We start from the raw sequence: 23,947 nt of genomic DNA on the forward strand, positions 1-23,947 counted from the left end.
CATCAAACCCTCTGCAACATGGAATTTAATTCTGATGAAATCATGGCTATGGTCCAAGATTTCGGTCTTCGATTGATTTACGCTGTTCTCGTAATTGTCATCGGTCTCTGGATCGCGAAGGCGATCACCAACATAAATCAAAAGAACAATGAATAAACGCGGGGTTGACCCGAGTCTTCAGCCTTTTTTAGGCGGAATTATTGGAACCCTGCTCAAAGTGATGGTCTATATCAGTGCCATCAGTATGTTGGGTGTTCAAATGACCAGCTTTGTGGCCATACTCGGTGCCGCAGGTTTGGCGGTTGGAATGGCATTGTCCGGTACACTCTCAAACTTCGCTGGCGGAGTTATGATCTTGATTTTCAAACCATTTAAAGTGGGAGATTTTATCGAGGCTCAAGGTCATATGGGTACAGTAAGCGAGATCCAGATCTTCAATACCATTCTCAAAACACCTGATAACAAGACCATCATCATTCCGAATGGTGGACTCTCTACGGGTAGCATGACCAACTTCAGCACTGAGCCTCAGCGCCGTGTGGATATGACTTTTGGAATCGGCTATGGAGATGATACGGCCAAGGCCAGAGAAGTCATGATGGGCTTGATCAACGCTGACGACCGCATTTTGAAAGATCCCGAGCCCTTTGTTGCCGTTTCCGAATTGGCGGATAGCTCTGTAAACTTTGTGGTTCGTGTTTGGTGTAATGCCTCAGACTACTGGGGAATCTATTTTGATATGCAAGAGAAGATATACAACACCTTCAACACCGAAGGACTGAATATCCCTTATCCTCAGATGGATGTACACGTGCACAATTCATAATTCGCAAGACATGAAAAAAGGATTATTCTTATTGGCCCTCGGCGCCTTCTTACTACCACAATCATTGTTGGCTCAGGATACCACGAAAGCGTGGACAACCGGAGCGCAACTCAACTTAACCTTTAGTCAGACCGCTCTTTCGAACTGGCAAGCGGGGGGTGACAACGCCCTTTCAGGAAACGCTCTGTTCAGCGCCTTTGCCAATCGCTCTGTAGGACGTTGGCACTGGGATAACAGTCTGGATGTAGCCTATGGTGTGAACATTGTGGACGGCGATTTCACCAAAACCGATGACCGTTTGGAATTAAACTCCAAACTCGGTCACGATTTAGCGAACCCGAACTGGCGCGCTACGGGATCTTTCACCTTCAGAACGCAGTTCTATGAAGGGGTTGATGAAGACGATGTTCGCATTTCAGATTGGATGGCTCCGGGATACATCTTCGTCGGTATTGGTGCGGACTATGTACCTGCAGAAAATCTGTCCATCTACATTTCGCCCTTGACATCCAAAATGACTTTTGTCTTGGACCAAGACTTGGCCAATGATGGAGCCTTCGGTGTGGACGCTGCGGAGCGCGATACGGCAGGGAACATCATTACTGAAGGTCAGCAAGTTCGTGTTGAGGCTGGAGCTTTCGTGAAGATTGTATACACGAAGACCAACTTGATAGAGAATGTAGACTTCAGCAACAAGCTGGATCTCTACGCCAACTATTTGGAGAACTTCGGAAACATCGACATCAACTGGGAGATGCTTTTCACGGCTAAAGTGAACAGTTGGCTGAGTGCAAGCCTTAGTCTTACTATGATCTACGACGATGATATTATGATTGACCGTCGTGACAGCGAAGGAAATGTCATCGGAGCCGGTCCAGCCGCACAGTTCAAAGAAGTATTTGGTGCGGGCTTGACGTTTAAGCTCCCATAAGCGCGATACAAAACCACCTACACATGAAGATTGAGTTGCTGAAAGAGGCGTTCCGGTTGATGAGTACGGCCAAGAGCATGGCCGAGTTGTATGAGGAAAACGCAGCTTTCACTTCTAAATACGTTCACGCAACTTCTCGGGGGCACGAGGCCATTCAATTGGCCTTGGGCATGCAACTCAAGCCACAGGATTGGGTAGCTCCGTACTATCGGGACGACAGTATTCTCCTAGGGATTGGAATGACCCCTTATGACTGTATGCTCCAGCTCATGGCTAAGCGTGAAGATCCATTCTCGGGAGGGCGTACGTATTATTCCCACCCGAGTCTGAACGATCCGGACAAGCCTAAGATCCCTCACCAAAGCTCGGCAACGGGAATGCAGGCCATTCCAACCACGGGAGTCGCGATGGGGATTAAGCTCAAGGAACTCCACAAGCTCAATGAAGACTTTGGAGGAGAAGATCCGGTAGTGGTCTGCAGTATTGGAGACGCGGCCATGACAGAAGGCGAGGTCAGTGAAGCCTTGCAAATGGCAGTCCTTAAGCAACTTCCAATCCTGTATTTGGTACAAGATAACGAGTGGGATATTTCGGCAAATGCGGCCGAAACGCGTGCTCAAAATGCCGCCGAATTTGCCCGTGGATTCAATGGTCTGGAAACTCGATCCATCGAAGGCAACGATTTCAAGACCTGTTTCCAGACGCTTGAAGAAGTGATTGGTACCATCCGAAAGGAGCGCCGCCCTTTCTTGGTACACGCCAAGGTTCCTCTGCTCGGCCACCACACCAGCGGGGTTCGAAAAGAATGGTACCGCGATGATTTAGAAGAAGCGGCGAAGCGCGATCCATATCCACTACTTCATGCCAAGTTGCGAGCAGAAGGGGTGAAGGAAGACGAACTAGAGGCCATTGAACAGGAAGCCCGAGCAGCGGTTGAAGCGGACTATGAACGCGCGAAAGACGCCGAAGATCCAAGGCCGGAAGACCTCTTCAACTTCGATTACGCTCCAACCCCAATCACAGAAGAAAAGGGTGAGCGTGAACCGGAGGGCAAGGAACCCACGGTCATGGTGGATTCGGCTCTGTTTGCGATTCGAGAGCTCATGGAAGCCCATCCCGAAACCATTCTCTACGGACAGGATGTCGGAGGACGACTCGGTGGAGTATTCCGCGAGGCCGCGACACTAGCTCAACAGTTTGGCGATGATCGCGTATTCAATACGCCCATCCAAGAGGCATTCATCATTGGATCAACGGTTGGAATGTCCGCGGTGGGTCTTAAGCCTATCGTCGAAGTTCAGTTCGCCGATTACATTTGGCCAGGGCTCAATCAGCTCTTCACCGAGGTGAGCCGAAGCTACTACCTGTCGAACGGAAAATGGGCCGTGAACGCCATCATCCGAGTTCCCATCGGGGCGTATGGAAGTGGTGGGCCGTACCACAGTTCAAGTGTCGAAAGCATTTTGACCAATATTCGAGGAATCAAGGTGGCTTACCCCTCTACGGGTGCTGACCTTAAGGGCCTCATGAAGGCGGCGTTCTACGACCCCAACCCGGTAGTGATGCTCGAACACAAAGGCTTATACTGGTCCAAAATAAAGGGCACGGAGGCCGCGAAGACCATCGAGCCGGATGAGGAATACGTCGTTCCTTTTGGTACGTCGCGAGTGGCCCTACGGGCCGATGATTCGCATCGTGCCGCAGGCACTAGTCTACTGGTTGTTACTTATGGAATGGGAGTCTATTGGGCTACCCAAGCCGCCAAGGCTTACCCAGGTCAAATAGAGGTACTTGACTTGCGCTCCCTCTTGCCTTTGGACGAAGAAGGCATTTTCGTAGCCGTTCGTCGCCACAGCAAAGCGCTCGTGGTCACGGAAGAGCCGGTGGGAAATGGATTTGCACAAGGCGTTGCAGGGAAGATTCAGGAAAACTGCTTCCGCGATTTGGATGCTCCAGTGCGGGTTATTGGTTCTGAGAATATGCCGGCCATTCCGCTCAACTCTACGCTGGAGGCCACGATGATTCCGAACGCTGAGAAGGTTCAAGCGGCTATTGCCGATTTACTGGACTATTAATCCGTCTTGACCCAACGTTGACGGCGGATGGCATCTCCCATGCGCACGTGAATCATATACGTCCCTGAGGGCCAGCTTTCGGTACTAAGGGATGTCTTTCCGAGATGGATTCCGGATTGTTGATGCACCATTCGACCTAGCATATCAAACACCTTGATTTCGTCGAGCAGTCGACTGCTTTCGATGTTCAATTCTATCGTTCCCGGATTGGGGTACATGTTCCAAGCGATGGGGTCTTCCTCAATGCTTGACAAGCATCCGGTGAAGTCCAAGGTATCCGTCATAAAGGTACACCCGTTGGCATCCGTAATCGTACAAGCAGCGGACAAACACACGGCATCTGCGCAGGCATTCGCCAGCGTAATGGTGGGGCCGTTTGGCGTGTTGCTCGGATCATTGAAATCAGTCCAGTCGAACTGATAAGGCCCGTTTCCGCCGGTAATGATCAGGGAAATCGTCGATAAGCAGGTATCGGTCAAATCCAGAATGACCTGAGCGGGGAATTGCTCTCCAAGAACAAAGACGCTATCCGAAGCCAGCTGGCCTTGATTATCGGTGACCGTTACCACGTACATGCCCACTAAAGAAGTGTTGATCGAGGCTTGCGTGCCACCAGTACTCCAAACATAGCTGTAGGGCGGTGTTCCACCTGAAGCGGTAACGGAAGCTGATCCAGGTGTACCGCTGCACGCTATGTCTGTGCTTCCCATCTGTAGGGAAAGTGGAGCCGGTCCGGCTCCTATGGCGAAGGCTTGACTGAAGGTACAACCGTTCGCATCCGTAACGGTTACCGAATAGCTTCCTGGGGACAGGCTTCCAATAGACGGTCCTGTTGCACCAGTGCTCCAATCAATCTGATAAGGACTGGTGCCACCCATAGGCGACATGGTTGCTGAACCGTCATTAGCCCCTAGTTGCGATTCATCAGAGACGCTCAACGTTCCTGAGAGAGGGGTAGGGTCAATCAGTGTAAAGCTCAAGGACGTTTGTTGGCCAGAAGCATCGCTAATGCTCAAATCATATATGCCGGCTTGAAGTCCAGAGCGATCGGCAGTGGTGGCTCCATCGGACCAAGCATAGGTATAAGGTGTAGCACCGCCAGAAGTCGTTATTTGGATAGTTCCTGCAGCATCACCAGCGCAGGCATTATCTGTGGAGGTTCCGCTGGCCACCAATAAGGATGTTCCCGGAGCAACCGTTCCCGAACCGGTTTGCGAACAGCCATTTGCATCAGTGATGGTTAATCCATAGGTACCTGGAGCCAGTCCAAGCAAGGAAGGTTGACTGCTTCCGTTCGACCAGTTGTAGCTGTACGGCGGAGTGCCCCCGCTGACTGTTGTTGAAGCCGTTCCATCACTGTTCCCACTCAGAGTTTCGTCCGTTAAAACAAGGAGTAGGGTGATGGGAATAGGCTCCGTGACAACGGCGCTTGTACTGGCCTGCTGCCCCTGTCCATCACTCACCGTCACAGTATATGTGCCGGCACCAAGACCAATTCGTTGAGCCAAATTGCTTCCATCAGACCACAGATAGGTGTAGGGTGGAAGACCTCCGGAAATGCTAGTCGTTGCAGAACCGTCGGACCCTCCGGAGCAGGAGACGGATGAGGCCGAACTATTGATACTCAGTATTGGGGTACCCGGTGCAATACTTGTACTGACCGTGTTGGTGCAACCATTGGCATCGGTGACCGTCAAGCCGTATGAGCCGGGATTTAGCCCCGAGATGGAGTTGCTCATAGCTCCGTTGCTCCAACTATAGCTGTAGGGCGGAGTTCCACCACTTACGGTGGCTGAAGCAGAACCGTCAGAAGCTCCGTTAATCGTTTCATCCGTGCTGCTCAAAGCAACGCTGATCACCACGGGTTGAGTAATGACAAAGCTTGAACTTGCCTCCTGACCAATATTGTCGGTAACGGTCACGCTGTAGGACCCCGCAACCAAGCCGGTTCTATTCTGAACCAGTGGTCCATCTGCCCATAAGAAGGCGAAAGGTGCTTGGCCACCCAATACAGTGAGAGAGATGGTCCCGTTACTTCCTCCAGCACAGCTTACATCTGTTGCTAAGCCGGAAAGTCCCAAAACGGCCGACCCTGCAGCGATGGAAACACTCCCAGAAATTTGACACCCGTTTGCATCGGATACCGTGAGCGAGTACGGCCCTGTTGCTAGACCAGAAACGGCCGTGGCCTGCAGTCCATTGGACCATAGATACGTGTAGGGTGGTGTTCCTCCTGAGACACTGGATGAAGCCGAACCGTCCTGTGCTCCGACCACGCTTTCATCGATTGAAGTTATGGCTAGAGAAAGGGCAGTAGGCTGCGTGAGGACGACGGATTGACTTTGAGACTGCCCACTTTGATCCATCACGGTTACCGAATATGAGCCTGCGTTAAGCCCGTTTCGATCTTCTGTTTGTACTCCATCGGACCACAAGTAGGTGTATGGGAGCTGTCCCCCTGAGACAATCAAGTCTATACTACCAGAGAGATCGCCAAAACAACTTAAGTCCGTTCCAACAGCCGATAGACTTAGCACGGAAACGCCCGTAGATACCGTTGCGGTGCCCGAATTAGTACATCCATTGGCATCGGTAACGGTTACCGAGTATACACCCGCAGGAAGGCTACTCATGCCGTTCGTGATACTTCCTGTATTCCATTGATAGGCGTAGGGCGCAGTACCCCCGGAGGGATTGGCGCTAACCGTTCCATCAGCTGCACCAGCAATGGATTCGTTGGTTGAACTCACTGTAAGCAACAAAGCCGACGGTTCGGAAATGACTGAATTAAAGGTTGCCGATTGACCGGATTGATCTGTTGCGGTTACTCCATAGGTCCCAGCTGTAATGCCAGCCAAGTCTTCAGTGGCCATTCCATTGGACCAGGTATACTGATAGGGTTGAGAACCACCCGATACCGTTATATCGATACTTCCATCTGACCCGCCGAAGCAGAGAACATCCATACTTTGGCCGCTTATCGTGAGCACTGGAATACCTGGGCCAACCGAAGCAGAAGCAGCATTAGAACAACCGTTACCATCAGTGATGGTCAAGGTATATACTCCCGGAGTGAGGTTTGCTAATGAAGGCATTACACTTCCCGTACTCCAGGTATACGCGTATGGAGGGGTGCCTCCACTCACCGTTGAGACTACGGTACCATTGAGAGAGCCGGAAATAGATTCATCACTGGAATTCAAAGTCAGCACTAGGGCTGTAGGCTGAGTCAAGGTGAAGGCAAGACTTGTCATTTGACCACTTTGATCGCTAACGGTCACATGGTAGGATCCGGCCCCAAGCCCCGAGCGGTTTTGTAAAACCGAACCATCATCCCAGGCATAATTATAGGGTGCCATACCTCCAGAAGGCATTACAGAAATACTCCCATCCAAACTGCCAAAGCATGAAACGTTTGATGCGTTTCCTGATGCTGAAAGCAGAGGTACGCCGGCTAGAACAGTCACTTGAGTAGTCTGGCTGCAGCCGTTGTCATCGGTAACCGTAAGTCCATAAACTGCCGGTGTAAGCCCAGAAAGGGAAGACGCATTACCGCCTGTTGACCATAGGTAGGTATAGGGTGGAGTACCCCCTGAGACCGTCGATTGGGCAGCTCCGTCGCTGGCGCCAGAAATGCTTTCATCTGTGGCCGAGGCCAAAAGGATGAGGGCCGAAGGTTCGCTGATCACCGCATTAAAACTGGAGCTTTGACCACCGTTGTCGGTCACGGTTAAAGAGTACGTTCCCGCACTCAACCCAGTCAAATTTTGGGAGCTGGAACCGTTGGACCAAAGGAAGCTATAGGGGGTTGTTCCTCCAGAGACGGTCACGGCGATGGAGCCATCAGCTTCTCCCGAACAGGATACATTTGTTGAACTGCCTGTCAAGTTCAAGGGAGTTGTTCCAGCAGATATGGTTACTTGGTCTTGTACTGTGCAGTTTTGAGCGTCCGTGACCGTAACGCCATACATACCGGCTGCAAGGGAAGAAATGCTTGATATTTGTGAGCCGTTGGACCACAAATAGGTGTATGGCGGAGTTCCACCGCTTGCAGTGACTGCTGCCGTACCGTCCATGCTTCCTGCCAATGATTCATTGGTTGAAGATGCAGAGGCCAAGAGCACTGCGGGGTCCACCAAGGTAAAGGAGGCGGTGGTGGTTGTTCCTTGCTGATCAGTAGCCGTTACGCCATAGACTCCTTCCGTAAGGTTGGATTGGCTGGATGTTGCTCCCCCATTGGACCATGTGTAGGAATAAGGAGGTACTCCTCCGGAAACAGAGATGGACGCGCTTCCCTGGGCGTCCCCATTACAAAGGTTATTCGTAGAGGTTGAAGTAGAGGTTAAAGCCGGTGGCGCCGGTTGTGTTAAGGTATACGAATCTTCAAGGGTACAGCCATTCGCATCGGTAATGGTGAGCTGGTAGGACCCGTCTGCAAGGCCTGATTCAACGGAGGGATTGGAGTTGTCTGAAGTTCCTGTAGACCAGTCGAACTGATATGGAGGAGTACCCCCAGAGGCGGTCACGGATATCTGCCCATCGGAAGCGCCAAAGTTCGATGGGTCCGATATGGTTTCTGAAGCGGACAATGCGCTGGGTTGAGCTAGGGTGTAGGTTACAGTTGTACTGAGTCCATTAGCGTCCGTGATGGTACATGAATAACTCCCAGCACTCAGGTTCGAAATGGAGGAATTATTGCTTACCGCCAAGACAGTGAATGATCCTGACATGAAGCTTGCATGTGGGTCGCAATGATAGTTGTAGGAGCCCGGCGTGGTGAAGCCTCTTTTGTACGTCCAACTTCCCCCAGCGGCAGAACCGTTAGTGAAACTTTCTGGGTTGTTGGGAAAGGTTGCTTGTGAACCGTTGACATTATGTGTTCCGGCGGATTGGGTCCAAATAATGGTATCTCCTGAGTTGATGTTGAAGTCGCTTGGATTGTAGAAGAAATTACCTACATCCACATTGTGTGTGGTCACTGGGCCCCCGGTCACTGCTCCATTCGACCAGGTGAAAGTGTAGGGACTGACCCCTCCGGAAACAGTGACACTCGCCGAACCGTCGTTGTCGCCAAAACAGTCGAGGTCGTCCTGCGCGGTTATGGTAGTCAGCGTAGCAGAAGAAGTTCCGGTAATGCTAATGTTGTCAATGAAAAGATCATTTCCCCAACCCGAAAGATTGGTAAAACGAATTCGAATGCTGGGCTGATCGTCCCACGCACTTAGGTCTAGGTTTGGACAAGCCGGAGAGCCAGAGCCATCACACCAATCGCTGGCGCTCGCTGGAGTCCATTGAGAGGTTTGGTCGCTTCCCGTGGCAAAACTACCCGAACCATTGTCTTCATAGCTGGCAATACGTGTCCAAGAATTTCCGCAGTCATTGCTGATCCAGACGCTTAAACTATCGTGATATCCGCTAGAGTAACGTCTATAAGCATACTCGAAGTCGAGTTGGACATTGGAGTAGCCACTGAAATCAAAAGCTGGAGAAATCAAGTGATCTTGAACAACGGCATTGTCGGCAGCACTGTAGTTGTAGTTGTCGATTCCCGCAGCGGTTGACCCTCCATTCCCACTGACCGAAACAAACTGCCACGTAGTGGAGCCGTCGGGATTTTCAACGGTCCAGCGACCTTGAGTTGAAGAGCTTTCAAAGTCTTCGCTAAAGGGAAGGCTTAAGCCGCCAACCGTGATGTAGTTCGTCTTGATTTCGCCATCGCTGCCCAATGAATTTGAAGCGGTCAAGCTGATGGTATAGGTCCCTGAAGAAGAAAAGACGACTTGAGGATTTTGACTGTTTGCATTCGACCCTGAGAGATAGCTCCAACCTGTATTCGGTGAAATCGACCACGTGTAGGAGGTTGGCCCCCCAGAGCTTTGACTCGTCAAGGTGACGGTATCTCCGGTACATGGAACCGTTTCGCTGGCCACAAAATTGGCAATGGGTAACGAGGGGAGACCGGTCATCACCAGGGAGAAGGCCTGACTTCCGCCGGAAAGGGAACCCTTGTGCGTGATGTTCACCGTGTAGGTACCTGCTGGCAGGATTGCGGTTTCTATCTTTTCGACATTGTCTAAAATATTGTCCCCTGTCGTCGCGGCATTCGACGGATTGCTCGGGTCGAGGATCCACGGTGACCAAGTAGAGTTTCCGTCCGTGAGTCGTATGTCTAGATCATTGACCAATCGGGGTGCCGAGGGATTCAGGACTGAACCCGTCGTAGCTCCGGCCGGATCAATCCATGCCATGGTCGCCGAGAACGGCGTTGCTCCGTTGGCAGTAAAGGTGTAGCTCCAGGTTCCACCGTCTGAAAGGGTGGATTCGAGTATGGTGTTTTCGGCCGTATTGGAAATGGCGCTAGCTGCAGCCGAGGCGTCCAAGAGCCCCCATCCAAAGGCATAGTCTGGTCCGTCATTGCTCCCACATTCATTGGCGGTATGAATAACCAAAGCCTTCAGGGTGGATGAGCGCATGTACGCACTGTTCAAGTCGTGATAATGCTGTTGGAGCAGAATGAGGGACCCCGCCACATTAGGCGAAGACATAGAGGTTCCGCTGCTATTGGTATAGTCCGTATCGCTGTCATCATCGGTTGAATAGAGACCAATTCCATTTCCGCTGATATCCGGTTTGATCCGGCCGTCGTCCGTTGGCCCCCAACCGCTAAACGAAGACATGCTGACGTCAGAGGGCTGAGTATAGCCCGGGGTTACATCACTTACGGCAGCAACAGTCAAGATATTCTTGGCGGTTCCTTGAGGCCCCACGCAATCGTATCCATCCACGCCACCATCTGGATCTCTAGACGCAGTACTGGTCACCCAACCTCCGCTCCACACTTCATGGGTGCCGTTGTGGTCGTCGTTTCGATCGTTCCCTGCTGACTTGCAAATCAAATAGTATGGGGCAGCTTCGGCTATGAGGTCCCAGGATCGGGCCGATGAATTATATCTCCCGAAGTTATAATCCTCCGTAGCCGATACCGAAGGCGTACCATACCAACGCCAAGTACCGCTGTTGTTATACCAGCCCGATATGGTTCCATAGCTGTGGTTGGAGACTAACAGTCCGTTGGCTGCTTCTGTACTCATTTCGGAATCGTCGCTGTTCCAGTCATAGGCGTGCAGATCGGCTTGAGGTGCCATTCCCTGTGCCGCAGCAACGTCTCCTTCCGCAACCATAGTTCCGGCGACATGGGTGGCGTGCCAGGAGGGTGAAGGATTACTGGCGGCATCTCCTTGAGTGACGCGCGTACTGCCTACGGCAGGATTAAATTCTTGGTGCGTAGATCGAACAGATCCGCCATCCCATTCACCTATGGTCATACCTTGGCCCTCCAGGTTGAGTCCAAGGGAACCTCCATTCCAGAGGTCGTTGGTGTTGGTCGACAAGGCGGCGTCGTCATTGTCTGTGGTGTAATACACCGGGTGCCCGTTTTCGATCCGCATAATCTCGATTTCGGTTCCGTCTTCCGTGACGGTTCGCACAGGATAGTTATTTGCTCGAGCCCAAGCGATGGCCTCGGCCTTTTCAGCGGTGAAAACTTGAGCAAAAGAGTCGGCTAGAAAGCGCAGACGCTCAGTGTCGGTTTGGGGAAGGGACTGGGACCATCCTGCCGTAGGCAGAAAGAATAGAAATAAGAGGCTCAGTACTTGAGCTTTACGGAGTACACACATAAGTTCTAAAGCTACGAATATAAACGCGTGCGCGTGCGAAAGGGATTGTTCTAGTTCAAGATTCGCACCGTTAAATCTTCGTAACTTTGTCGCTCAATTAGCTGAGGTGCCTTATGAGCGATCCGATCAAACACGAATGCGGTATTGCACTGCTTCGACTCCGCAAGCCTTTGGAGTACTATGTTGAGAAGTACGGGACGGCCTTTTACGGTCTGAACAAGATGTACTTGCTCATGGAAAAACAGCACAATCGAGGACAGGATGGCGCCGGATTGGCGAACGTCAAACTCGATGTGCCTGCGGGAAAACGATACATTTCTCGACACCGGAGCATCAAGCCTCAGCCCATCCAGGACATCTTCAAGAAGATCAATCGTCGGTTCAACGAGGCCTTTACCGAAGAACCGGGAAGAAAAAAAGATGTGCAATGGCTGAAGGAGAACTTGCCTTTCAGCGGGGAGCTTTTCCTGGCGCATTTGCGCTACGGCACCTATGGAAAGAACAGTATTGAAGCCTGTCACCCCTTCTTGCGTCAGAACAACTGGATGACTCGGAACCTGATTTTGGCCGGGAACTTCAATATGACCAATGTGGACGAGTTGTTTGATGAGCTCGTGGCCCTGGGTCAGCATCCAAAGAAGAAAGCCGATACGGTGACCATTTTGGAGAAAATCGGGCACTTCATTGACGAGCAAAACGACGAGCTCTACTACAAGTTCAAAGAAGAACTGGGGATCACCAAACAGGAGGCGACGAAGCTCATCGCTGAGCACATGGACCTGCAAGAAATTTTACAGCGCGCTTCAAAAAAGTGGGACGGAGGATACGCCATGGCCGGCTTGGTAGGACACGGCGATGCCTTTGTCTTGCGCGACCCAGCGGGAATTCGCCCGACCTATTGGTATGCGGATGACGAAATTGTGGTGGCGGCCAGTGAGCGCCCAGTCATCATGACCGCCTTTAATGTTCCCTTTGAGTCGGTTTCTGAACTGGACCCTGGATGCGCCTTGATCGTCAAGAAGGATGGCTCGTATGATGTCAAGCGGGTGAAGGATGCCGTTGAACGCAAGGCGTGTTCTTTTGAGCGCATCTACTTCAGTCGAGGTAGCGACGCGGAAATCTATCGTGAGCGCATTGAGCTCGGCCGACGCGTGTGTGGAGCTGTTGCTGAGGCCATTGATGGAGATCTGGATAACAGCGTATTCAGCTTTATTCCGAATACGGCGGAGACCGCCTTCTACGGGATGGTCAAAGGAATGGAAGACTTCCTCAAAGAGGAGAAAAAACAGATTCTTCGAGAGCGTGGATCAGAATTAAGCGAGTCCGAAATGGAGGCGCTTATTGATCGTCGCCCGCGGGTAGAGAAAATTGCCATTAAGGATGCCAAGCTTCGGACCTTTATCACGGATGACGATTCACGAGATGACCTCGTGGCTCACGTATACGACGTGACCTATGGAACGGTAAGGCCTGATGACAACTTGGTCATTCTGGATGATTCCATCGTTCGTGGAACCACTTTGAAGCAGAGCATTCTGCGCATCTTGGACCGTTTGCATCCGAAGAAGATTGTTGTGGTCAGTTCCGCGCCTCAGATCCGCTACCCGGATTGCTACGGAATAGACATGGCCAAGCTCGGCGATTTCGTGGCCTTTAGGGCGGCCATTGAGCTCCTGAAGGACACGGGTCAGGAAGGATTGGTGCAAGAAGTGTATCAGCAGTGTTTGGCACAGACGGAATTGCCCGATAACGAAGTGGTGAACTACGTCAAGCGTATTTACGAGCCCTTCACAGCAGAGCAGATTTCGGATAAGATTGGTGAATTGTTGCGTCCGAAAGAGATCAAGGCTGAGGTCGAGATCATCTATCAGGGAATTGAGGATCTTCACGCGGCCTGCCCGAAGAATTTGGGCGATTGGTACTTTACCGGGGACTATCCAACTCCAGGTGGAAACCGAGTGGTCAACCGCGCCTTCATCAACTACGTGGAAGGCAACAACAAACGAGCATACTAAGATCTATTGACCCAACTTATTGGCATCGGAGGCCTAAGTCAAGCGGGGAAAACGACCCTTGCCGCTCAATTGGCTGCAGGTTGGTCTGACCGTCGCGTGGCCGTTCTTGAAATGGACAGCTTTGGTAAACCCGAATCGGAATTGCCGCTTTGGGTGGATGCTGAAGGGAATTCCTACCGCGATTGGGAGCATCCAGAAAGCATCGATTACGACCTACTTGTTGCAGCCGTTCAGCAGGCTTCCACGGATCACGATATCGTGATTGTCGAAGGCATTTTGGTCTTTCACGACGCCCGCCTTTGGAACCTGTTTGATACCCGAGTGCTCCTAGAAGTGGAAGATGACTTGTTTTGGGAGCGCCGACGGCGCGATGTCCGCTGGGGAGCCGAGTCAGACGCCTATTTGCAGCACGTCCTCGACGCCTACACCGAACGAAAAAAAGGGTTGGACCTCGAAGACCTCATGGTCTTTCGCTCGTCCAACCCCTCTGATGAAGCTTTTAAGCGATTACTCCGCTGAGGCTTCTTCTTTTTCCGCAGCTTCAGGAGCTTCTTCCTGAGCTGGCATTTCTTCTTTTGGCTCTGTTTTTACGATGGTCATCTCTTCGATGATATTCGTTGCACCGCCGTACTTCTCAATAATGAATAGAATGTAACGCGCATCTACAGCAATCGTACGCTGAATCTGATCTTCGAAGGCGATATCACCGCTCATCGCTTCCCAGTTTCCATCGAATGCACATCCGATCAATTCACCTTTTCCATTGATCACTGGTGAACCTGAGTTACCACCGGTGATATCGTTGTTGGTGATGAAACAAACGACCAATTCTCCATCCTCATTGGCGTAGCGACCATAGTCTTTTGCGTCGTAGAGGTCATTGAGTTTTTGAGGTACCACAAACTCGTCATCACTGTCGTCTTCCTTCTCCATAACACCGCGCAAGGTGGTGTAGTGTGAGTAGTGAACAGCGTCACGTGCATTGTAATCTCCTACTGTACCGTAGGTCATACGCATGGTGAAGTTGGCATCTGGATAGTAGCTCTTGTTTGGATTCATTTCGCGCAGTCCAGCGATGAATTTGCGAGCACCTTCCGCCTTTTGAGCAGATGCTCCTCTACGCACAGGAGAAATGGTTCCGATGTAGTCGTTCAAGATACCGTCCATCAATTTGAATACTGGATCCTTCGAGAAGGTCTTCGCTTTTGGGTTTTCCAAAAAGCTCGCGAAGCGCTCTGCATCTGTGAAAACGGACTTAGCATAAACATCTGCTGCCATGCGATCGAAGTCGTTCTTGTACTTCGCGACCATATCCGTTACAACGGCAGATTGTTGATCGGCAGGTACGTTATCTACATACATCTTCATCATAGCCCCGAAGGTCTCTTGGTCGATGTCGTTGTTGATCTCTTCGAAATGCGCAGCTCCCATAGGGCCCATGGCCGCTTGAAGTTGTGCAATTTTCTCCGTGTCTTCGCTTGTTACAGCCGCTTGCAATCCGCGCAATTGGTAAGCGAAGTAGAAGCTTGCTGGACCTTGGAAAATGGCCTCGTTGAGGTATACGTTAGAAAGAGTAGTCTTGGTGAACTCTCCATAAGACGCTTCGATCATGCCAAGAGCGTCGCCGTACATGTCTTGTCGCGCGGCATCTTCTCCAACCCAAGCTGTGAAGCCTTCTTCAATAGCTACCTTTTGGTCGTATACTTTGTTTTTCTTCAACTGCTCGGTCTGGCCGATGTAGTACTTCCAGTAGTTCGCTGTTTGGGCGTAAGTAGAAGCGTACTGAATACGGGTTGCGTCATCTGCATCCATGTACTTCTTCATGATGTCCAATTTCTTGGCGCGAATGTCTACAATAGCCTGGTTTTTCACGTCCAACGCTTCTTGAATACCGTAGCTGGTCAAGTAACGATCGGTGCTGCCTGGGTAACCGAAGATCATCGCGAAGTCCCCGTTCTCCACACCGTCGATAGAGACAGGCAAGTGGTGCTTAGGTACGTACGGAACGTTGTCTTCCGCGTATTCGGCTGGCTTGTTGTCTGCTCCGGCATAAACGCGGAACATGCTGAAGTCACCGGTGTGGCGCGGCCACATCCAATTGTCGGTGTCACCACCGTACTTTCCTACAGATGAGGGAGGTGCTCCAACCAAGCGGATATCGGTAAAGACTTCATAGGTGAACTGGTAGTATTCGTTACCGGCAAAGAAATCTTTGATTTCGATCTTGTACTCGTTGTCCTCAGAGGCTGCATCGATCAATTCTTTGATCTTTCCGCGAACGGCTGCGCCGCGCTCTGCTTCGCTCATGGTATCACCTACGGCGCTAAGCACCTGCTCGGTAACATCGTCCATGCGGATGAGGAAAGTCGCTGTCAATCCTGGAATAGGAAGCTCTTGGTCTTTGGCCAAGGCCCAAAATCCGTTGGTGAGGATATCGTTTTCAACGGTAGAGTTCGAGCGAATGGCGTCGTAACCACAGTGGTGGTTGGTCAAGATAAGTCCTTGGTCCGATACGATCTCTCCGGTACAGAAGCCACCGAAGTTAACCACGGCGTCTTTGAGGCTTGAGTTGTTTACGCTGTAGAGCTCTTCAGCGGTAAGCTGCAAGCCCAATTTTTGCATATCGCGCTCGTTGAGTCGCTTGATGAGCATGGGTAGCCACATTCCTTCATCGGCCCGTAGGGCTGCAGGAAAGGCAATCAATGCCGCCAAAGCGACCAGTACGATTCTTTTCATGTCAGTAGTAATTAGTGAAATTTTCTGTTGGCCGCTAAAGGTAAGGATTTAGCGGGGTTTTTTGAAGACGGGAACCGTGGAACAGGGCTCTCCAAACATGATGCTTTTAGCCACGGGTTGCACCTTTTGAACGAAGGCAGCAAAAGCGTCATTCGGTATGGGCAAGTCGCCACATCCTTTGAGAATAATGCGTTGATCTCGGAAAGGCTCGAGGTCTAAGTCAGCAATGATTTGTTGGAAGAGCACTGACTCGAGTTGCTCTTGGCTGCCGACCACCACCTTCTTGGCATAGGGTTGCAAGGACGTGGTCATGAGCATGTAAGCCCATGTGGGTATGATGGCGTCTTCGGAACAGTGAATGGAGACGTAGGCGTCTTGGTATTGACCGAAGTCGTGGTCCTTTACAGCTTGGCGGAAGTCTTTCTCACGGAGGATGATTCCTTCGTAAAGCCAATCTTTAAGGTCAATAGAAATGCGAGGCCCGGCAGGGTAATACTCCTCCAGATTCACTGGGTGAAGGGAACTTTCCGCAACCTTATTGACGATTTCTTCAGCCATTCTTACAAGAATCCCAGTTCCAGTTTCGCTTCTTCGCTCATCATGTCTTTGTCCCAAGCAGGCTCAAAGGTAATCTCGACCTTGCTGGTCTTCACTTCTTTCAAAGTTTTGACTTTCTCCTCAACCTCGACAGGCAAGCTTTCTGCCACCGGACAGTTCGGAGAAGTCAAAGTCATGAGGATGTGAATGTCGCCTTCGTCACTGACCTGAACATCATAGATAAGTCCGAGCTCGTATATGTTTACCGGGATTTCCGGATCGTAAATAGTAGATACTACCCGGATGACATCTTCTCCTAGCTTCTGTTGTTGTTCTTCGTTCAGCAACATATCAGTTGGCTTTGCTTTGGTACGCTAAGGCGTAGAATTTCATTTGCTTGACCATGGCCAATAAACCATTTGCGCGGGTAGGTGAGAGGTGCTCTTTCAGCCCAATCTCATCGATGAAGTGCAAATCGGCATTCAGAATTTCTTCTGGAGACTCATCGGAAAGTACCTGAATGAGCAGGGAAATGATTCCCTTGGTAATGATGGCGTCGCTATCGGCCGTGAAGCGAATGGCGCCGTCATTGGTTTCGGCATTTAACCAAACGCGACTTTGGCAGCCTTTGATGATGCGGTCGTCTGTTTTGTACTTCTCCTCAATCATGGGCAGAGACTTACCGAGTTCGATCAGGTAGTCGTACTTCTGCAACCAATCATCGAACAGAGCGAACTCGTCGACGATTTCCGCTTGTTTTTCTTCGATGGTCATCAGGCAAACATGGTTTTTACACGTTTCAGGCCTTCGACCAGACGGTCAATCTCTTCACGGGTATTGTAGAAAGCGAAACTAGCCCGAACCGTTCCGGGAATCTCAAAGCGATCCATAATGGGCTGGGTACAGTGGTGTCCGGTACGTACAGCGATTCCCAATTTGTCCAAGACCATTCCCACATCATAAGGGTGAATGCCCTCAATCAAAAATGAGATTACACTGGCCTTTTGGTCCGCTTCCCCGTAGATCTTGAGTCCTTCAATTTCCGAAAGACGCGCTGTACCGTATTCCAGTAGGTCGCGCTCTTGTGCTTCGATGGCCTCCCATCCGATTTCATTCAGATAGTCTAGAGCGGTACCGAAGGCAACAACTTCGGATATGTTGGGTGTTCCAGCTTCAAACTTGTGCGGAAGGTCCGCCCAAGTGCTGTGGTCCAAGAACACTTCCTTGATCATTTCTCCACCGCCTTGGTAGGGAGGCATTTTTTCCAGCCATTCTTCGCGGCCGTAGAGAACCCCAAGTCCAGTTGGTCCGCACATTTTATGGGCTGAGAAGGTGTAAAAGTCCGCTCCGATATCCTGAACATCAATGGGCATATGAGGTGCGCTTTGAGCGCCGTCAATCAGAACGGCCGCCCCAACTTCATGTGCGGCTTCGGTAATCTCTTTTACCGGATTGATGGTGCCCAAAGAATTGCTGATGTGATTCACGGCTACAAGAGCGGTATTCTTATTCAGCATTTTGCGGAAGGTCTCTAGATCCAATTCACCCTTGTCCGAAATCGGAACGATTTTCAGTCGAGCCCCGCGCTGAGCGCAGATCAACTGCCACGGCACAATGTTGCTGTGGTGTTCCATATTCGTAATGATCACTTCCTCTCCCTCTCCGATGAAGTGTTGACCAAAGCTAGAGGCCACAAGGTTAATTCCGTCCGTGGTTCCTTTGGTGAAAATGATCTCATGCGCATGCTCGGCATTGATGTGTTTTCTCACCTTTTCGCGGGTCTCCTCAAAAGCATCGGTAGCCTTCTGGCTTAAGGTGTGGACACCGCGGTGGATGTTGCTGTTGATCTGTGTGTAGTACCGCGTAATCGCTTCAATAACGGGAGTCGGTTTCTGGGACGTTGCCGCATTATCAAAGTATACCAAGGGCTGTCCGTGGACTTCCTCAGACAGAATGGGAAAATCTTCCCGAATCTTTTCCATGTCTAAAGTCTCCGTGCTCATAGCTCGAAATCAATATCCACATTCAGTTTATTGGCAATGATGCGGTTGAGGCGCTTGCGCAGGGCCGGAATTTTCACCAGTTCCATAGCATCGTGCTTGAAGGCATATAGAAGAGCTGCCTTGGCCTCCCGATCTCCAATTCCTCGGCTTTTCAGGTAGAACAAGGCGTCCTTGTCTAACTGACCGATGGTGCATCCGTGACTGCACTTTACGTCATCTGCGTAAATCTCCAGCTGCGGTTTGCTATCAATAGTAGCCGTATCTGTCAGCAGTACGTTGTCATTTTGCTGGAAGGCATTGGTCTTCTGCGCGTCTTGACGAACGATCACCGAACCATTGAAAACACCGTGACTCTTCTCGTCGAAGATACCCTTGTAGAGTTCGTTGGATTGGCAATTCGGCACTGCGTGATCCACAGTAGTATGATGATCTACGTGCTGACGCCCGTCCAACAGAGAAATTCCGTTCAGGTTGGCTTCGGCATATTCACCCGCAAAGGTGAATCGCAGGTTGTTACGCAAAAATTGACCGCCCGTTGAAAACGTTCCAATAGACACGTTTGATCGTCCTTCTTGAACAACCGTTGTCGTGTCGATCAAGCTCGCTGAGGATACATCGTTCTGAATTTTGTACAGAGTCAGGCGTGCATCTTGATGGGCATAGATCTCGGTGACGGTGTTGGTAAACGTCACATTGTCTTCGCCGAGGCTTTGATGTCGTTCAATAAGCTCGACTTCGGCATTCTTGCCCACGACAATCAAGTTGCGTGGCTGTACCATAAAATCTCGCTCTCGAACAGAGCTGAAGTAAACGACTTGGACCGGTTTGGTAACCGTTACATTGTCTGGAACTTCAATGAGGGCACCTTCATAGGCAAAGGACGTGTTCATGGCCAAAAGCCCGTCATTTTCGTCTGAAGCAATCTTCGAGAAGTACTCTTTAACCACCGGAGTATTCCGCTCCAGTGCATCGCAGAGACAGCCTACGTGAAAGTCCTTGCTCGGTAAGTTGGAAAGCCATGAGCTAAACATCCCGTCGACAAATACAATACGATAAGAGTCAATGTCGTGCACGAAGTATTTCTTGACGTCCTTGTATTCCAATGCCTCATCGGCGTTGGGTTTGAAGGAATATTCCCGTTTGGTGATGGGAATCAAAGACGTGTACTTCCAGTCTTCGTTCTTTTGATTGGGGAAGCCCAATTTTTCGAATCGATCAAAAGCCTCAGAGCGAATCTTGTGGATGGGCGATTTAGAGTGCCCATTCAAACTCGCTTCAAAGGCCATGAAGGAGTGTATGATATCTTCTTTCAGTGCCACCTTTAAACGGTTTCTGCGAGTTCTTGTTTGATCCAGTCGTACCCTTTCTCCTCAATTTCGAGGGCCAGGCTTTTGTCTCCAGACTTGACGATTTGACCGTCCATCAAGACGTGTACAAAATCCGGGACAATGTAGTTCAGTAAGCGCTGGTAGTGTGTAATGACAATAACGGCGTTGTCTTGGCTTTTGAGTTTGTTGACCCCGTTCGCCACAATACGCAAAGCATCAATATCCAGCCCTGAGTCGGTTTCGTCAAGGATAGCCAGCTTGGGTTCGAGCATGGCCATTTGGAAGATCTCGTTACGCTTCTTTTCTCCACCGCTAAATCCTTCGTTCAAGGAGCGATTCAGGAATTTGCGATCCATCTCCAAGAGTTCCATCTTCTCGCGCATCATTTTGAGCATGTCTTTGGCAGACATTGGATCCAATCCTTTCGCTTTACGCGTCTCGTTGATGGCTGTTTTGATGAAGTTGGTTACCGTTACTCCAGGAATTTCAACCGGGTATTGGAAAGAGAGAAACACTCCTAGGTGTGCTCGCTCTTCTGGCTCCATATCAAGTAGGTCTTCTTTCAAGAAGCGAACTGAACCTCCGTCCACTTCATAGTCTTCTCGACCGGCAATAACGGAGGATAAGGTTGACTTTCCACTACCGTTAGGTCCCATGATGGCGTGAACTTCACCGGGGTGGACTTCAAGGTTGATGCCCTTGAGAATATCTTTGCCTTCAACTGAGGCTTTGAGGTTGTCTATTTTAAGCATGACTTTGTTTGCTGTTTCAATGATTAACCAACGCTTCCTTCCAAGCTGATCTCCAGAAGCTTTTGGGCTTCTACCGCGAACTCCATAGGAAGTTTGTTGAGGACTTCTTTTACGTAGCCGTTCACAATTAGGGCGATGGCCTCTTCCTCTCCTAGTCCGCGCTGCTTGCAGTAGAAGATTTGATCTTCACCGATTTTTGAGGTCGTGGCCTCGTGTTCAATTTGTGCGCTGTCGTTTTTGACTTCGATATACGGGAAGGTATGTGCCCCGCATTTGTCACCCATGAGGAGTGAGTCACATTGCGAGAAGTTCCGGGCATTCGAAGCATTCTTCATGATCTTCACCAATCCTCGGTAACTACCGTCCGAATGACCAGCGGAGATACCTTTGGCGATGATGGTACTCTTGGTGTTCTTTCCAATGTGGATCATCTTGGTCCCTGTATCCGCCTGTTGGCGATTACTGGTCACCGCAACGGAATAGAACTCACCGATGGAATTATCACCCTTCAAGATGCAAGAAGGGTACTTCCATGTTACGGCCGAGCCCGTTTCCACTTGTGTCCAGCTGATTTTTGCATTTTCGTGACAAATTCCGCGCTTGGTCACAAAGTTGTAGACCCCACCTTTTCCGTCTTTGTCTCCTGGATACCAGTTCTGAACGGTGGAATATTTGATTTCCGCATTGTCTAGAGCCACGAGCTCTACTACGGCTGCGTGTAGTTGGTTTTCGTCCCGTTGAGGTGCGGTACACCCTTCCAAGTAACTCACATAGCTGCTGTCTTCAGCCACGACCAAGGTGCGCTCAAATTGACCCGTACCCGCCGCGTTGATGCGGAAGTAGGTGCTCAGCTCCATAGGGCAACGAACACCCTTAGGAATGTAGCAGAAAGAGCCATCCGAGAATACAGCCGAGTTCAAGGCGGCGAAGAAGTTATCCGTTACGGGAACAACCGTACCTAAGTATTTGCGCACGAGCTCTGGATGCTCCTTGATGGCTTCACCCATCGAGCAAAAGATAATTCCAAGCTCACCCAGTTTTTCTTTAAAGCTCGTGGCTACAGATGAGGAATCCACCACCACGTCCACGGCAACTCCCGTCAAACGCTTTTGCTCTTCCAAAGAAATTCCCAAGCGCTCAAAAGTTTTGAGCAATTCGGGATCTACTTCTTCCAAACTATCTGGACCTTCCTTCTTCTTGGGTGCGGAATAATAGGTGATGGCCTGGTAGTCCGGGCGCTCATACTGGACTTTTTGCCAGTTGGGCTCCTTCATTTTGGACCATTTCCGAAAGGCGTTGAGGCGCCATTCCAGCATCCACTCGGGTTCTTCTTTTTTCGATGAAATCAAACGAATGACATCCTCGCTCAATCCTGGAGGAATGGCATCGTTTTCTATATCGGTATAGAAGCCGTATTTGTATTCCGAGGTGGTTACCTCTTCTAAGACTTTATTTTCGTCACTCATATCGAGTCGAAATTCAATTTAGACCGCGAAGCTTTCACCGCAACCACAGGTGCGTGAAGCATTCGGATTGTTAAAAAAGAATCCTTTGCCGTTCAGACCTCCGCTGTATTCGAGCGTTGTACCGACTAGGTACAAGAAGCTTTTCTTCTCGACCACGATCCGAATACCCTTGTCTTCAAATAGCTTGTCCGCATCGCCCATATCTCTATCGATTTTGAGCTCATACGACAAGCCCGAACAGCCGCCACTGGTAACCCCGACGCGCAAGTAGCTGTCGGTCACAGTGCCTCCTTCTTCCGCCATAAGCTGGATCAGCTTGTCTTTGGCCGTGTCAGAGACTTGAATCATAGTTGTTTATAATTAATCTAAATCTGCCGCAAAAGTACGAATTACACTGCAAACGCGCTTTCTAAGGTCAATGTTTAAATGGCTACTTTTGCCGCATGAGCATGCTTGAAGACAAAAACCCAAAACGCACTCCACTGTCGGAATTAGGCGAGTTTGGATTGATCGACCATTTGACCCAAAATTTCCCTTTGCAAAACAGCACCTCGGTCCACGGAATCGGGGATGATGCTGCCGTCATTTCTGGAGGGGATGAGAAGTCCAAAGTGGTCACCACGGATATGTTGGTGGAAGGGGTTCATTTCGATTTGAGCTACGTGCCGTTAAAGCACTTGGGATACAAGTCGATGGTCATCAATTTCAGTGACGTTTATGCCATGAATGCTGTCCCTGAACAAGTGACGGTCGGTATTGCGGTGAGTAATCGCTTTCCAGTGGAAGCGTTGGAGGAAATCTACGACGGAATGCACGCCGCTTGCACCCGATATGGGGTTGATTTGGTGGGTGGAGACACTACATCCAGCACTTCAGGTCTCATTTTGAGCATAACCGCTATTGGCTCTGCTCCGAAGGATGAGGTGGTCTTGCGATCAACGGCACAGGAAAATGACCTCCTCGTGGTTTCTGGTGATTTGGGGGGCGCTTATATGGGACTCCAAGTGCTTGAGCGCGAAAAGGCCGTGTTCAAAGAAAACCCCAACATGCAACCGGACCTTCAAGGCCACGAATACGTTTTGGAGCGGCAGTTAAAGCCCGAAGCGCGGAAAGATATTCCCGAGTTGCTGCGACAATTAGAAGTCAAACCAACGGCGATGATCGATGTAAGCGACGGATTGAGCAGCGAAGCCTTGCATCTGGCCCGGAAGAGCGGGCTCGGCGTTCGCTTGTATGAAGATAAATTTCCCATTGACCCCGGAGTGCTGCGATTGTGCGATGAGTTCCAGTTGGATCCGACCGTTCCTGTATTGAATGGGGGAGAGGATTACGAGTTGCTGTTTACCGTTCCTCAAGAAGACTTCGACAAGATCAAAGGTAATCCGGATCTCACTGTGGTAGGCCACATGACCAAGGAAGAAGCGTACTACTTAATCAGCAAAGACAGCAAGGCACATCCGCTGAATGCTCAGGGTTGGGATGCCCTTCTCAAGAAAGAAAAAGAATAATTTGACCTAACCGTGAACTTTGGGTTGACGTATCAGTTAATAGATGCGAATGTCAACCGACTACGACATTCCATAGGTTTAGGTTTTAGGTTTT

The 23,947-nt window shown here is 50.4% G+C and carries 15 protein-coding genes and 1 pseudogene; 6 read left to right on the top strand and 10 right to left on the bottom strand.

Annotated elements, in window-relative coordinates; genetic code table 11:
• The first annotated feature begins 18 nt into the window (after nt 1-18).
• The 3 genes and pseudogenes from HZ996_04225 to HZ996_04235 all read left to right on the top strand — a co-directional run bounded on the left by HZ996_04225 (nt 19) and on the right by HZ996_04235 (nt 3,832).
• Nucleotides 19-826, top strand: a pseudogene (locus HZ996_04225) (mechanosensitive ion channel).
• 10 nt (nt 827-836) lie between these two features.
• A complete protein-coding gene (locus HZ996_04230; protein ID QTN38382.1) occupies nt 837-1,757 on the top strand; it encodes a DUF3078 domain-containing protein in 921 nt (306 codons plus the stop codon).
• Nucleotides 1,758-1,780: 23 nt separating this feature from the next.
• A complete protein-coding gene (locus tag HZ996_04235) occupies nt 1,781-3,832 on the top strand; it encodes a tungsten formylmethanofuran dehydrogenase (protein ID QTN38383.1) in 2,052 nt (683 codons plus the stop codon).
• Here HZ996_04235 and HZ996_04240 read toward each other — a convergent pair.
• Nucleotides 3,829-11,508 (bottom strand): T9SS type A sorting domain-containing protein, encoded by a 7,680-nt coding sequence (locus HZ996_04240; protein ID QTN38384.1) that lies wholly within the window; start codon nt 11,506-11,508, stop codon nt 3,829-3,831. The genes HZ996_04235 and HZ996_04240 overlap by 4 nt on opposite strands.
• A gap of 113 nt (nt 11,509-11,621) precedes the next feature.
• Between HZ996_04240 and HZ996_04245 the strand changes: the two genes are divergently transcribed.
• The gene (locus HZ996_04245) at nt 11,622-13,523 is read left to right on the top strand and encodes a class II glutamine amidotransferase (GenBank protein ID QTN38385.1); all 1,902 of its coding nucleotides are present in this window, start codon (nt 11,622-11,624) and stop codon (nt 13,521-13,523) included.
• A 6-nt stretch (nt 13,524-13,529) separates the two neighbouring features.
• A complete protein-coding gene (locus HZ996_04250) occupies nt 13,530-14,042 on the top strand; it encodes a hypothetical protein (GenBank protein ID QTN38386.1) in 513 nt (170 codons plus the stop codon).
• Here the strand turns inward: HZ996_04250 and HZ996_04255 are convergent.
• Genes HZ996_04255 through HZ996_04295 form a run of 9 tightly spaced genes read right to left on the bottom strand, consistent with a single transcriptional unit; the run spans nt 14,031 to nt 22,693 of the window.
• The gene (locus tag HZ996_04255; protein ID QTN38387.1) at nt 14,031-16,259 is read right to left on the bottom strand and encodes a S46 family peptidase; all 2,229 of its coding nucleotides are present in this window, start codon (nt 16,257-16,259) and stop codon (nt 14,031-14,033) included. The two genes, HZ996_04250 and HZ996_04255, sit on opposite strands and share 12 nt — an antisense overlap.
• 48 nt (nt 16,260-16,307) lie before the next feature.
• A complete protein-coding gene (locus tag HZ996_04260; GenBank protein ID QTN38388.1) occupies nt 16,308-16,817 on the bottom strand; it encodes a DUF2480 family protein in 510 nt (169 codons plus the stop codon).
• Nucleotides 16,818-16,819: 2 nt separating this feature from the next.
• The gene (locus tag HZ996_04265) at nt 16,820-17,146 is read right to left on the bottom strand and encodes a DUF59 domain-containing protein (GenBank protein ID QTN38389.1); all 327 of its coding nucleotides are present in this window, start codon (nt 17,144-17,146) and stop codon (nt 16,820-16,822) included.
• 1 nt (nt 17,147) lies between these two features.
• Nucleotides 17,148-17,570: a SufE family protein gene (locus HZ996_04270; GenBank protein QTN38390.1), complete on the bottom strand. Its 423-nt coding sequence runs from the start codon at nt 17,568-17,570 to the stop codon at nt 17,148-17,150.
• Nucleotides 17,570-18,799, bottom strand: coding sequence for a cysteine desulfurase (locus HZ996_04275; GenBank protein ID QTN38391.1), 1,230 nt, complete (start codon nt 18,797-18,799; stop codon nt 17,570-17,572). The genes HZ996_04270 and HZ996_04275 overlap by 1 nt, the downstream gene beginning before the upstream one ends.
• Nucleotides 18,796-20,118: a Fe-S cluster assembly protein SufD gene (gene sufD, locus HZ996_04280; GenBank protein QTN38392.1), complete on the bottom strand. Its 1,323-nt coding sequence runs from the start codon at nt 20,116-20,118 to the stop codon at nt 18,796-18,798. Before sufD ends, HZ996_04275 begins: the two co-directional genes overlap by 4 nt.
• A 2-nt stretch (nt 20,119-20,120) precedes the next feature.
• On the bottom strand, nt 20,121-20,879 hold the full coding sequence (gene sufC / locus HZ996_04285; GenBank protein QTN38393.1) for a Fe-S cluster assembly ATPase SufC: 759 nt from the start codon (nt 20,877-20,879) through the stop codon (nt 20,121-20,123).
• 23 nt (nt 20,880-20,902) lie between these two features.
• Entirely contained in the window at nt 20,903-22,345 is a 1,443-nt protein-coding gene (gene sufB, locus HZ996_04290; protein ID QTN38394.1) for a Fe-S cluster assembly protein SufB, read from the bottom strand.
• A gap of 18 nt (nt 22,346-22,363) precedes the next feature.
• Nucleotides 22,364-22,693, bottom strand: a complete 330-nt coding sequence (locus HZ996_04295; GenBank protein ID QTN38395.1) for an iron-sulfur cluster assembly accessory protein — start codon at nt 22,691-22,693, stop codon at nt 22,364-22,366.
• Between the two features lie 101 nt (nt 22,694-22,794).
• On the opposite strand from HZ996_04295, the gene thiL reads away from it, so the two are divergent.
• On the top strand, nt 22,795-23,853 hold the full coding sequence (thiL, locus tag HZ996_04300) for a thiamine-phosphate kinase (protein ID QTN39999.1): 1,059 nt from the start codon (nt 22,795-22,797) through the stop codon (nt 23,851-23,853).
• The last annotated feature ends 94 nt before the right edge of the window (nt 23,854-23,947 follow it).

It is taken from the genome of Cryomorphaceae bacterium (assembly GCA_017798125.1).
Taxonomy (GTDB): domain Bacteria; phylum Bacteroidota; class Bacteroidia; order Flavobacteriales; family ECT2AJA-044; genus ECT2AJA-044.